An 11,500-nucleotide genomic window follows, 5' to 3' on the forward strand; every position below is an offset into this window, starting at 1 on the left:
AATGAAAAACAGGACTATTCCTCTAACGGGAATAAGTCCTGTTTCTATTTACAACTATTAATCTCAATGATGATGATGCGCATGAGCATCCGGTGCATCACCTTTGACGGTGCATAATACCGAGGTGTCGTGAAGATGCTTCTCAGACTCGACTTGCAAGGTCACATGTTTGATTTCCTTATGCTCCAGCAGGTGTTCAATCTTCTGAACAAGTGCCTCAGATGCGTATACATCCATCGTTCCATCAACCACAATATGAGCGGTCAGTGCATTCAGGTTGCTGGTGATGGACCAGACATGTACGTCGTGGACGCCTTTGACGCCATCGACTTGTTTGATGGTCTGAACAAGGTCATTTACATCCACATTCGCTGGCGTTCCCTCCATCAAGATATGCAGGGATGATTTGGTGACAAAGAATCCACTGCGCAGAACCAGTACCGCAACAATGACACTCGCCAGTGGATCAGCCCAGCCCCAGCCGAAGAACATCATGAGCAAAGCTGCAGCAATAGCACCAACCGATCCCAGCATATCACTGATGACATGGAGGTATGCTCCGCGCATATTCAGGTTATTCTCCGTATCGCTACCGCGCATCATGATCCAGGCAACCAAAATATTGATGAGCAGTCCAATGATGCTGATGATCAACATGCCTACGGTTGCGACTTCTGGTGGGTTGATGAAGCGACCAATTGCTTCGTAGAAGATGTAAAGAGAGATGGCGATTAAGGTGACCCCATTTAACATGGCTGCCAAAATCTCAAAGCGTCTGTACCCGTACGTTTTGCCTGTATTCACCGCTTTTTCACCAAAGGTGAACGCCAGCAAGGCGATCCCCAAAGCTATGGAATCAGACAACATATGACCTGCATCAGAGATGAGGGCTAAGCTGTTTGTCATGAATCCGCCAACGGCTTCAACAATCATATAAACGGTAATAATAATGAAGGAAAACAACAGTACTTTCTTGTTATTGGTACTACCATGATTGTGGCCTTGGTCGTGGTTGTGATGATGTCCGGACATACGAGATCCTCTCCTTTGGAGCCGTGCTCCGTTATGTAATGGATTTCTTTTGTGACTACAAGTGATATTCGGAAATGATAAAGTGATAATACATGAACATATGAGCGGTTATTCATATGTTATGGTTTTATTATAGGTGCGCCTAAACATAGTGTCAACCAGATTTGTGAAAATATAAACATGCCCGCGAGGCTTCATTGCATGTTCGCTGGCGATTTACGTTGCTTTTGTGCTACCATCTGTGCAGGATCAATATCGCGGAAGTTCCCGCTACATATTAGATGAATTTGAAACTAGAAGGGGCCGACAACAATATGAAGAATCTGCTTCTGGCGGACGACGATGCCAATATTAGAGCACTCCTCCGGCATGTCATGACCAAGGAAGGGTATCGGGTGCATGAAGCACAGGATGGAGTGGAAGCGGTTAAGGTTATGCAAGCAACACCAATCGATCTGGCGATTCTGGATGTGATGATGCCAGGTATGGACGGACTGGAGTTATGTGACTTCATTCGGCAACATTATGACATTCCGATTATGCTGCTGACAGCACGGGATCAACTATCCGACAAGCGGGATGGGTACTTGAGAGGTACAGATGAATATGTGACGAAGCCATTTGAACCCGAGGAACTGGTCTACCGGGTTAAGGCATTATTTCGCCGTTACCATCGTACGTCCAGTGATATCATTCGCATGAATCGCATCGTGATTGACCGGAATAATGTGGAGGTCTCCGATGGGCAATCCATTCTCTTTTTACCAATGAAGGAGTTTGAGTTACTCTCCCAACTTGCTCAGTTTCCGGGGCGCTTATTCTCGCGTGATGAACTGATTCGGTTAGTCTGGGGAGCTGACTATGAAGGAGATGATCGCACCGTGGATGTACATATCAAGCGGCTGCGTGATCGTTTTGCCGATTATGCGGATGATTTTGTCATTCAGACGGTACGGGGGATTGGTTATAAGATTGAGGTGAAAGCGTATTGAGATCACTGTACTTTCGGGTGTTCATGATTACAATCGCGGTGATTCTGGTCAGCGCCATGCTGGGTTTTCTTTTATCGAATATTTATTATCATGCGAAGCTGAAGTCTTTCAATGACGAGAAGTTAGTTGGCATCGCGACGCAAATGAAGCAGTTTGTGGAACAGGAGCCCGCTACGGTAGAGCATTACCTGAACAATGCCGCAGCGCTCGGCTACGAAATATATGTGACGGATGGAAAAGGGTATGACCAATTCTATGGCCGTGAATTCCGCCAGAAGGATCTGGACAAGCAGGCTGTAGATCAGGTATTAAGTGGTGAGATTTACCACGGCGTCGCCGAGTTTCCCAGCAAACCTTTCATTACCGGGTTCTTTGATAATCAATTGAGCAATACCGTCGGTGTTCATCTACAGATGGGCAATGCAAGTTATGCGTTGTTTATGCGCCCGGATGTTATTTTGCAGTTCGGTGAGCTGCGTATCTTTTTTGCGTTGATTGGAGCGTTTACGGTGGGCATTAGCATTCTGCTCTTTATCATCAGTACCCGTTATCTGGTGAATCCAATTGAACGTCTATCCGAGGCAACCAAGCGCATTGCCCAAGGAAACTATAATCTGAAATTGTCCACCACGCGGCGTGATGAGATTGGACAGTTGGCCCAGCATTTCATGACCATGAGTCGTGAATTGGAGCGGGTGGATCAGGCCCGTCAGCAGTTTGTATCGAACGTATCTCATGAGATTCAATCACCGCTGACCTCGATTCAGGGTTTTGCCCAACTGGTAGCGGATCGAGATCTGCCTGAACAAGAACGGGAGCACTATGCTTCCATTATTGAAGAGGAGAGCCGCCATCTCTCATTGCTCAGTAAACAATTGCTGCTGTTGTCCTCTCTGGAACAAGGTCATGAGGATTTGACCAAAGTGAGATTCTCTCTACGAGATCAATTCCGCCAATCGGTTCAGGTGCTGCAATGGCAGTTGGAAGAAAAAGAACTGCTGCTAAGGATCTCGGTACCCGAATCCATCCAGTTATATGGCAATGAAGTGCTGCTCATGCAAGTATGGATGAATCTGCTGGGTAATGCCGTGAATCATCTTCCACAGGGGAGAAGCATCGAGATTCGTGCAGAAGAGACCAATGCCCAGTGCGTAATCTATATTCGGGATACAGGAGATGGGATTGCGGCAGAGCATTTGCCTTTCCTGTTTGATCGTTTCTACCGAGTAGACCGTGCGAGAGAGCGTTCTTCCGGCCGAACCGGGCTGGGGCTTGCCATTGTGCAGAAAATTATCCGCATCCATGAAGGTACGATTGAGGTCTCCAGTTCGACCGAAGGAACGGTCTTTACCGTGACGCTCCCGCAGATGTAATCTGTTATTCATTTGCCGTTCATTTTCGCCTCCTATACTTGGGTTATCAAGAGGAGGTCAGAGAATATGTACTTGGCTATTAGAGAGATGAGGTTTGCCAAAGGGCGGTATGCGTTAATTGCTACCATTATGGTGCTTGTATCATTTCTAGTTTTGTTTGTCACAGGTCTGGCACAGGGGCTTGCGTATGATAACGCGGCATCCATCAAAAATATGGCAGCAACCCATTTTGTTCTGGAGCAGGATTCGAATCATCGTTTTACCCGCTCCCAGGTGAATCAGGACCAGCTGGAGCAGACACGCTCCGTTGTGGGGCAAGAGAATGCTGAACCGCTGGGTGTGAAAATGACAACAGTCAGTCCAGCTGGTGACACGAAGAAAATTGATGTAACGCTCTTTATGGTAAACCCGGAAGGTTGGCTGGCTCCAACCGTAACGGAAGGCTCTCCAATCACGGATCTGAAAGATGGGCAGGTTGTAGTGGATCAAAAGCTGTCTGAATCCGGCGTGACCATTGGAACGGTATTGGTCGATCAAGCCTCGGGAACGGAGTGGACGGTGGGTGGATTTGTGGAAAATGAGTCCTTCAGTCACTCACCGGTTGTGTTCCTGAACGAGCAGGAATGGCTCGCTATTCAGGAAGGTTCCCGTACTCAACAAGGAACAGCAGACTCTAATGCTCCGGTATACAGTGCGATTGCCGTTAAAGATGCAGGTGAGAAGGTAGACAGCCTCAGTACTGCTTTGCCGAATACAGAAGTAATAACGAAGTCCGATGCGGTATCCGCTATTCCTGGGTACAAGGAAGAGCAGGGCTCACTGCTCATGATGATTGCCTTTTTATTTGTCATCTCGGCGTTTGTGCTTGCGGTATTCTTCTACGTCATCACGATTCAGAAAACGAGTCAATTTGGTATTTTGAAAGCCATTGGGACGCGAAATTCATATCTGGCGGGCAGTGTTTCGTTGCAAGTATTGCTTCTGTCCATCGGCAGTCTGGTGATCAGTGTGCTGTTGGTTCAGCTGTTTGAATCGATCTTGCCAGCTTCGATGCCGTTTCAATTAGGCTTGTCCACCCTGGCACTAACCTGTGTGTTATTCGTGGTGATGTCTATGGCGGGTTCGCTATTCTCGGTGTGGAAGGTTACCAAAATTGATGCGCTTGATGCGATTGGGAGGACTGCAGCATGAGAAACCGACTGGTATTGCAGGGAATTACACAGACTTTTGAAGATGGTGGAGTCAAACGGACGATATTGGATAAGTTGGATCTTAAGGTGGCCGAAGGAGAACTCGTCGCGGTCATGGGGCCTTCCGGCTCAGGCAAAAGTACATTTCTGTCCATCGCAGGTGCACTGCTTGAACCGACGGAGGGACAGGTTATGCTGGATGGCGCATCGATTATGGGCAAAAACAAACAGGACATATCCGATGTACGGCTCCAGCAGCTCGGGTTTATTTTTCAAAGTGCCAACCTCATTCCGTATCTGAAAGTGGAAGAACAACTGATGGTGGTTGCCAAGCTCGCTGGAACGGACAAAAACAAGGCAGAGAAGCGGGTCGATGAGCTGCTGGATACGGTAGGCTTATCGCATCGACGTAAGGCATATGCCGAGAAGCTTTCTGGCGGAGAACGCCAGCGGGTTGCCATTGCCAGAGCTTTGATGAATGATCCGGCCGTCCTGCTGGCGGATGAACCGACAGCCAGTCTGGATGCGGAACGTGGACTGGATATTGTGGGCATGATTGCACGGCTCGTGAAGGAGCAGGGCAAGAGTGCGGTCATGGTTACACATGATGAGCGGATTTTGCCGCTATGTGATCGGGTTCTCTTTTTGGAAAACGGGAAACTGGTACACCATTAGCGCTCAGAGTGGAAAGTGTAAACTTTCTTTAGTTCAACTGAAATAACATGAGAAGGTCCATGAATTCCCGATGGGAAAAGTGGCCTTCTTTTTTCTTTTTTGATCTATAATGAGAGTTAGAACTTATAATGGAAGATTTATTTTACATAGAGAGGATCGGATGTAGGATGAAAATTTTGGATCGGGAACAGTTCCCTGCGCTCAGCACATCGATTCACTGGGGAATTGTTAAAGCGGAGTTTAGATTGAATGACATCGTGGATGAAACGCTGGTAAGCAATGTGAGTATCATCCCGTTTGTGGGGGAACAAGTGGTTGTTTTTCAGATCGATAACGGGAAATGGGAGCTGCCCGGAGGAACGTTAGAGGTTGGAGAGAAGTATATGGATGGACTGCAACGTGAAGTGATGGAGGAGCTCGGAGCCAAGTTGATCACGTATCGGGTATTTGGACAATTTCATTGCATGTCGAGTGCACCTGAGCCGTTTAGATCGCATATTCCTCATCCTCATTTTGTAAGACTTATTGGTTATGGAGAAGTTGAACTGGTTGGTAAACCATTGAATCCGGCAGATGGGGAACAGGTAATTGCTGTAGAGGTTGTGGAGATTGGTGAAGCGATTAAGAGATTTGAAGAACAGAAAAGATATGATATCGCGGAAATGTACCGATTGGCCTATTTGCTGCGAGAAGAAGCAAACGGTGAGTAGCTGGAATGCTAGTTAGTATATTCTAAATTCTAAATTCTTAAATCTTAAACCCTATAAACTTCGGAGGTTATGATGATTAGAGATGAAATTAATGAGTTACTGGATGCTCTACCGGACCATGAACTGAATGTGGTGTACTCGCAAATCGAGCTTGTGCACCGCAAATATATGTATAACAAAAATTTGGAGGACAAGGGAGTCCTTGTGACTGAATTGTGCGAGGAATCCGAAGAAATTATACAGAAATGGGATAACACATTTGCCAAGAACATCGGTGAAGAGGTAAAAGAGGCCATCTATTATAGCCAGTACAAGTGGCATATGTTCAGTTATGTGAAACAGGATTGCCTAACAGACAATTCAGCACGAGATGCTTTCAATGCCGAAAATAAAAACGAATTGTATGTCATGTATCAACATACACCATTCATACAGGTATTTCAGAATGCGAATAACGTCATCGCAGAAGATTTTGATTCGGAACAGGACATTTATATTTTTGACCAAGAATTCACGTGGACGTATGTACATACCCATGAATCCAGGTGCGGACCGTATTTTTATAAAGTGAAGTAACAAGGAGCAGTAAGGAGTCACGAGTGAGGAGTTTGGAGTCAACTTTTTAAACAAACGAATATCTGCCGGAGGAACCTTCTGATGCGTAAGAGGTCGATTAAAATATTCAGACGCGCCATGCTTAGTATCGGTAATAGACCGTTTGCAATAAAGTAATTATCCATGGAAAAGATTTTAACTTTTGAATAAGCGAGGGATCTTGATGGAGCAACTGAATACTAAACTCATAACTAGACTTGCATTACCGGAGGAAGCTTCCATTGTGTTGAACCTATGGCAGGAGTCTGCCCGATGGCTGAGCTCCAAAGAGATATATCAATGGCGTCCTGAGTATTTCAATTTGGAACAAGTGAATGAATTCATGACGGATGGATCTGACGTATATCTTGCTGAAATAAATCACGAAATCGTAGGGACGTATACCTTAACGTGGTCAGACCCCCTTATTTGGGAGGAGCTCGACAACACCAATTCCGGATACATACACCGATTCGCAGTGAATCGAGATTTTAAAGGGCAAAATATAGGGCTACTCCTTCTAAAATCAGCAGAAGAGAACATTAGGCAAAAAGGGAAGACCTTGATCCGGCTGGATTGCATGGCAGATAACCTGAGACTTAATCAATACTATAAGGACTATGGATTCCAATACATCCGCAGAATGAAACAAGGGAACTGGAGTGCCAGTCTGTATGAAAAACAGTGATGGTATCTCTAACGACTTCGTTAAGCTCGTAAGTGTATAAAAGGGGGATTATTCATGCTTTTATCCTATCATCCAATGAAAATAGCTGATGCAGAAAAAATCGTTACTTGGAAGTATGAAAATGAATATGCGATGTATAGTTTCTCTGAATCCAATGAAGATATTCAAGAAATGATGAATGGGGAGTACTTTTCAGTCCTGGATGAAATGGAGAGGGTAGTGGGATTTATTTGTTGTGGGGAATCAGCTCGAGTTCCGGGAGGAACCTCAATCGGACTGTATCAAGAAGAAGGATATCTGGATATAGGCCTTGGATTAGATCCAGTTCTGACAGGGCAAAAGATAGGATCAGTATTCCTTAAACAAAGTTTAGCATTCTTGCAAAACCATTTCAAAAGTTCTCAGTTTCGGCTGGTTGTTGCCACATTCAACGAACGAGCAATTAAAGTGTATGAGCGGACAGGCTTTAAAAGAGATAAGGAGTTTTATAGCAAAGTGCATGACGAGGACATGTTATTTATCAGTATGAAACTGGAAATGGGAACGCCCTTCTACTCTGTTCGAAAAGCATGGGTATGAGCAATGTGCGATGTTTAAAGGCGTGGGATATAAATTTGATCGCAGATTGGATATTGGTAGTTTCCAAAAGGTGTTGTAACGTATGAATAATATTCAATATAATCTAAAATTCGAAAAACTCGTCGCTGAATTAGAACTTGGTGAGTTAATCAGTACACCCAAGGCAATCTCGGGTGGGCTTTTACATCGTATGTATGCCATCGAAACTACACATGCCAAATATGCTGTGAAAGCACTTAATCCTCAAATTATGAGTAGACCTACAGCTATGCAGAATTATATCCAATCCGAACAAATAGCAAACGTTGCAGCAAATTTTATCCATGCTCAACCTGCCAAAGTGATAAACGGTTCTTCAATGCAGATATTAGATCATCAATGTTATCTTATATTTGACTGGATCGACGGTAAAAGTCTAGAGTTTCAGGAAGTAACCGAAACCCATTGTGAGCATATGGGCATGATTCTTGCGGATATTCATAAAACTGATTTTTCACAGCTTCATATTCCTGACCTTCAGTTGGAGCTGACAACATTCAAAAGCTCTATGAGTGGAGTATTCAGGCAAAAAAAGCATCAGTAATGCTGGCCTCAAATACAGTTATTAGCCATAGAGATCTTGAACCTAAGAACGTGATGTGTCAGCAGGACAACCCCATCATTATTGATTGGGAATCAGCGGGTTATATCAATCCGATGCATGATCTGGTGGAAACAGCGATGTATTGGTCAGTAGATCACGCCGGAAACGTGGACAAAGAAAAATTCTTGGCTTTTATAGATGGATATCGGTCTCGAGAGGGGAATTTAAACGCCAATTGGAGAATGGTTCTCGAAAATGGCTTTGCCGGAAAATTGGACTGGCTCGAATACAGTCTGAAACGCTCTTTGTGGATTGAATGCACAGACGATGAAGAACAACAAATGGGAACATCACAAGTTATATGGACTATAGAAGCTTTAAAACAATACGAGGATATGATCTCAGATGTTGAGAACTGGTTGAGCAGCTAAATCCGAGATCCGAGATAATTTTATCCGATAAAACGGAAAGGTGTGAGCTACATGGTAAACGATAAAGAAACATTAAGAACATGCGAACAAGGCCATTCCTATTACAAAAGTAGCGATTGTCCAACCTGTCCGGTCTGTGAGAAGGCACGAAAACCGAAAGAGGGATTTCTCTCATTGCTGTCGGCACCCGCTAGACGTGCACTGGAGAATCAGGGAATTACGACAGTACAGCTACTCTCGCAATACACAGAAAAAGAGATTCTGAAGCTGCACGGGATTGGGCCTTCTGCGATCCCCAAACTTCGACAAGCACTCGAAGAAGAGGGATTATCTTTTAATAAATAACCCTCTTCACTCTTAATCTAATCTCCCTAAACCAAACCTGAAGCCAATTCCTCAACCGTCACCTGATACAACAGATTTCCCTCACTGAGGAGCAGTTGGTTCTGACGAAAATCCTGACGTGCCTGCTTGAAGGGATTATTCTGTTCATTCACGAACTCAATCTTCTGCCCTTTTGTAAGTATGCCGGGCTTCTCCATTTTCTTGAGAACAAACGTCCCGTGTTTACCATACCCGGCATCGAACAAAAAATGATACCCATCCGTACAGAAACCGGAGGAGCCGGATAGGTTAGGATCTACCAATGTTACTTTAGGTTGCTGGGTACCGCCGGAAACACAGCCAAGCATAAAATCGGTATAATAATAAAACCATACCTGCTGTTCATTCACTACATTGAGTGCGTAACAATCGGCAATATCGGCTGTATGGTCTTCGTATAGTTTGTTACCGTGCATATCCCAGGCTAACAGTCCTTGTGAGCCAATCGGATTATTCCACCCATTGTTCCCGAATACACCCTCGTCAAAGTAGCTGGTCCAAATGGTCCCGTTCTCGGTCACCTGCACACTCTGAATACCGTCTCCCAGCAGAAACTCGCGAATCGTGTTTCCTTCCTGATCACACACTTTGGCGTTCAGATCATACTTGTCATTCCCATAATACGTGCAGCGCGCCCCGACGAGCAGCAGGTGACCATGTAATGGTTGCACGTAATGATAATTGAACGTTTGCCCCCAAATAACAACTTCCTCAATGGATTGCTCCGTCACAATCAGAACTTTGTATGTGTAGGTTTGGTTTAGTTTGGTCTGTACAAACATGCCTTGTTTTCTTTCGGGAATTTGGTTTATGAGCAGCACATAGACCCGACCATCGCCGCCCCACTGAGTGGAAACTATATCGAAGCCTTCCAAATGTGTTGAAATCTCTGCAAAGGGCAGAAGTATTATCTTGGGATTGGACATTGGATTGTTCCTCCTTGAACGTTAGTGCAGATGTGCCATCTGCACGAATTAAGTACAGTATGCAGGAAGAATACCCTGCCGAACACGGCGTAAGTATAGCGAAGGCTTTCTTTTATTGATAAGTGACTTGAACTGGTGAAATGGGTATCGTTTTGCTTCTTTGCATTGTATAATAAGACGGTTATGTAAAATATTATGCGAGGAAATGTTAACGTCAGCTCAATTTGATTATGATCACCCGTTGTAGGTCCTCGATATGGACCCCATACTTTATCAAATCAGTACGAGTCCATAATACGTTTGTCAGATAAAAACATACACCCCGACCTAAGATGGTAGATCTAAGGACGGGGTTGTTATCATCCAATTATTCAAAAAAATGGCCAAATGAACTGCATATAGATGTGGATAAGATTAATCCACCTAAGGGGAAGGGATTGGCTGCTAAATTAAGGAGGAGATATATTGAAGATTTTCTTAGTAAGACACGGGATGGATGAGGAGGGGTACAGAGGTGGTTGGAGTCAGCGAGGGCTCATTGAAGAAGGTGTTACTCAATCGGAGAGACTCGGAGACTACCTGCACCATCATTTAGAGCAATATAACATAAACACGGTGATTAGTAGTGATCTTCCGCGTGCAGTTCAGACTGCCAAAGAGCTTGAAAAAAGGCTTAACATCAAAGGGGATTACCTGAAAGACTGGAGAGAAATGAATAACGGAGATTTGGCTGGCATGCCAAACAAGGAAGCTGAAGTGAAATATGCAGGAGTTTATTTTAACACTCTTGGAATGGATGCCCCGTTTCCAGGAGGAGAAAGCCCTCGGGATTTTTATAACAGAATATGTACATCCTTTCGAGATTTATGCCAGAGTATAGAGGAGCAAAAGATCAAATCCAATGTTCTACTGGTCACGCACGGCGGAGTAATCAACATCCTTTATTATCTCTTAGGAAACCAAAATTGGACTAATACATCGGGGTTCCATTCTATCGGGAATACCAGTGTTCATACGGTTGAAAAAGGACTAAATGGTTGGGAGTTTAGCAGCATGAATATGATGAGTCATCTAGGTTAGAAAAGTATAAATGCAGCAATTTTCACAACAATTAAATCTTTTTTTAGTCATGATAAAGACTGCCGACAGGTGCCGTCAGTCTTTATAATATATAGGTTCATTCCCTTTGCTACCAGCAACCTTTCTTTCGTATCTAGCTTTTTTAGCAGTTCTACTTGAGATTCGAGCAGATGAATCCGTGCTTCTTGTTTTGCAATGATTTCTTCCTGCGATAACTCTCTTTGTAAAGGGCGACCTGAGGCTTCTTTTCGGGAGTCAGACAA

General features: G+C 44.4%; 15 protein-coding genes and 1 pseudogene. 13 read left to right on the forward strand and 3 right to left on the reverse strand.

The window, feature by feature from the left end:
* Positions 1-63: 63 nt before the first annotated feature.
* On the reverse strand, positions 64-1,032 hold the full coding sequence (locus BMW94_RS13515; protein ID WP_090999032.1) for a cation diffusion facilitator family transporter: 969 nt from the start codon (positions 1,030-1,032) through the stop codon (positions 64-66).
* 314 nt (positions 1,033-1,346) lie between these two features.
* Here BMW94_RS13515 and BMW94_RS13520 point away from each other — a divergent pair, with 314 nt between their 5' ends.
* The 11 genes from BMW94_RS13520 (at position 1,347) to BMW94_RS13570 (ending at position 9,192) form a co-directional block, all read left to right on the forward strand.
* The gene (locus BMW94_RS13520) at positions 1,347-2,024 is read left to right on the forward strand and encodes a response regulator transcription factor (RefSeq protein WP_090999034.1); all 678 of its coding nucleotides are present in this window, start codon (positions 1,347-1,349) and stop codon (positions 2,022-2,024) included.
* Positions 2,021-3,397 (forward strand): sensor histidine kinase, encoded by a 1,377-nt coding sequence (locus BMW94_RS13525; protein WP_090999036.1) that lies wholly within the window; start codon positions 2,021-2,023, stop codon positions 3,395-3,397. The genes BMW94_RS13520 and BMW94_RS13525 overlap by 4 nt, the downstream gene beginning before the upstream one ends.
* A 66-nt stretch (positions 3,398-3,463) precedes the next feature.
* Positions 3,464-4,588 carry an ABC transporter permease gene (locus BMW94_RS13530; protein ID WP_090999038.1) on the forward strand — a complete coding sequence of 375 codons (1,125 nt, stop codon included), beginning with the start codon at positions 3,464-3,466 and terminating at the stop codon, positions 4,586-4,588.
* A complete protein-coding gene (locus BMW94_RS13535) occupies positions 4,585-5,262 on the forward strand; it encodes an ABC transporter ATP-binding protein (RefSeq protein ID WP_090894823.1) in 678 nt (225 codons plus the stop codon). The genes BMW94_RS13530 and BMW94_RS13535 overlap by 4 nt, the downstream gene beginning before the upstream one ends.
* Positions 5,263-5,429: 167 nt before the next feature.
* Positions 5,430-5,972, forward strand: coding sequence for an NUDIX hydrolase (locus BMW94_RS13540; protein WP_090999041.1), 543 nt, complete (start codon positions 5,430-5,432; stop codon positions 5,970-5,972).
* 69 nt (positions 5,973-6,041) lie between these two features.
* Positions 6,042-6,548 (forward strand): DUF4275 family protein, encoded by a 507-nt coding sequence (locus BMW94_RS13545; protein ID WP_254790230.1) that lies wholly within the window; start codon positions 6,042-6,044, stop codon positions 6,546-6,548.
* Between the two features lie 202 nt (positions 6,549-6,750).
* A complete protein-coding gene (locus tag BMW94_RS13550; RefSeq protein ID WP_090999047.1) occupies positions 6,751-7,254 on the forward strand; it encodes a GNAT family N-acetyltransferase in 504 nt (167 codons plus the stop codon).
* Between the two features lie 54 nt (positions 7,255-7,308).
* Complete coding sequence (locus tag BMW94_RS13555; RefSeq protein WP_090999049.1) at positions 7,309-7,833, forward strand: GNAT family N-acetyltransferase; 525 nt, start codon at positions 7,309-7,311, stop codon at positions 7,831-7,833.
* Between the two features lie 82 nt (positions 7,834-7,915).
* On the forward strand, positions 7,916-8,416 hold the full coding sequence (locus tag BMW94_RS31290) for a phosphotransferase (RefSeq protein WP_368086911.1): 501 nt from the start codon (positions 7,916-7,918) through the stop codon (positions 8,414-8,416).
* Positions 8,416-8,847: a phosphotransferase family protein gene (locus tag BMW94_RS31295; RefSeq protein WP_368086912.1), complete on the forward strand. Its 432-nt coding sequence runs from the start codon at positions 8,416-8,418 to the stop codon at positions 8,845-8,847. The genes BMW94_RS31290 and BMW94_RS31295 overlap by 1 nt, the downstream gene beginning before the upstream one ends.
* A 51-nt stretch (positions 8,848-8,898) precedes the next feature.
* Positions 8,899-9,192: an RNA polymerase alpha subunit C-terminal domain-containing protein gene (locus BMW94_RS13570; RefSeq protein WP_090999051.1), complete on the forward strand. Its 294-nt coding sequence runs from the start codon at positions 8,899-8,901 to the stop codon at positions 9,190-9,192.
* A gap of 26 nt (positions 9,193-9,218) precedes the next feature.
* Here the strand turns inward: BMW94_RS13570 and BMW94_RS13575 are convergent, their stop codons facing one another.
* Positions 9,219-10,157: a hypothetical protein gene (locus BMW94_RS13575; RefSeq protein ID WP_090999053.1), complete on the reverse strand. Its 939-nt coding sequence runs from the start codon at positions 10,155-10,157 to the stop codon at positions 9,219-9,221.
* Between the two features lie 230 nt (positions 10,158-10,387).
* On the opposite strand from BMW94_RS13575, the gene BMW94_RS31300 reads away from it, so the two are divergent.
* Complete coding sequence (locus BMW94_RS31300) at positions 10,388-10,468, forward strand: DUF2569 family protein (protein WP_109999424.1); 81 nt, start codon at positions 10,388-10,390, stop codon at positions 10,466-10,468.
* Positions 10,469-10,622: 154 nt separating this feature from the next.
* Positions 10,623-11,237: a histidine phosphatase family protein gene (locus BMW94_RS13580; protein ID WP_090999055.1), complete on the forward strand. Its 615-nt coding sequence runs from the start codon at positions 10,623-10,625 to the stop codon at positions 11,235-11,237.
* Positions 11,238-11,284: 47 nt separating this feature from the next.
* Here BMW94_RS13580 and BMW94_RS30735 read toward each other — a convergent pair.
* Positions 11,285-11,500: pseudogene (locus BMW94_RS30735) on the reverse strand (hypothetical protein); the annotation flags it as partial.

It is taken from the genome of Paenibacillus sp. OK003, from assembly GCF_900109515.1.
In the GTDB taxonomy this organism is placed as follows: domain Bacteria; phylum Bacillota; class Bacilli; order Paenibacillales; family Paenibacillaceae; genus Paenibacillus; species Paenibacillus marchantiae.

Bases quoted from the DNA above. Each gene is read 5' to 3' on its own strand.
- BMW94_RS31300 (WP_109999424.1), top strand. From the start codon at position 10,388: ATGATCACCCGTTGTAGGTCCTCGATATGGACCCCATACTTTATCAAA.
- BMW94_RS31295 (WP_368086912.1), top strand. From the start codon at position 8,416: ATGCTGGCCTCAAATACAGTTATTAGCCATAGAGATCTTGAACCTAAG.
- BMW94_RS13530 (WP_090999038.1), top strand. From the start codon at position 3,464: ATGTACTTGGCTATTAGAGAGATGAGGTTTGCCAAAGGGCGGTATGCG.
- BMW94_RS13515 (WP_090999032.1), bottom strand. From the start codon at position 1,032: ATGTCCGGACATCATCACAACCACGACCAAGGCCACAATCATGGTAGT.
- BMW94_RS13520 (WP_090999034.1), top strand. From the start codon at position 1,347: ATGAAGAATCTGCTTCTGGCGGACGACGATGCCAATATTAGAGCACTC.
- BMW94_RS13535 (WP_090894823.1), top strand. From the start codon at position 4,585: ATGAGAAACCGACTGGTATTGCAGGGAATTACACAGACTTTTGAAGAT.
- BMW94_RS13540 (WP_090999041.1), top strand. From the start codon at position 5,430: ATGAAAATTTTGGATCGGGAACAGTTCCCTGCGCTCAGCACATCGATT.
- BMW94_RS13550 (WP_090999047.1), top strand. From the start codon at position 6,751: ATGGAGCAACTGAATACTAAACTCATAACTAGACTTGCATTACCGGAG.
- BMW94_RS13545 (WP_254790230.1), top strand. From the start codon at position 6,042: ATGATGATTAGAGATGAAATTAATGAGTTACTGGATGCTCTACCGGAC.
- BMW94_RS13575 (WP_090999053.1), bottom strand. From the start codon at position 10,157: ATGTCCAATCCCAAGATAATACTTCTGCCCTTTGCAGAGATTTCAACA.
- BMW94_RS13570 (WP_090999051.1), top strand. From the start codon at position 8,899: ATGGTAAACGATAAAGAAACATTAAGAACATGCGAACAAGGCCATTCC.
- BMW94_RS31290 (WP_368086911.1), top strand. From the start codon at position 7,916: ATGAATAATATTCAATATAATCTAAAATTCGAAAAACTCGTCGCTGAA.
- BMW94_RS13555 (WP_090999049.1), top strand. From the start codon at position 7,309: ATGCTTTTATCCTATCATCCAATGAAAATAGCTGATGCAGAAAAAATC.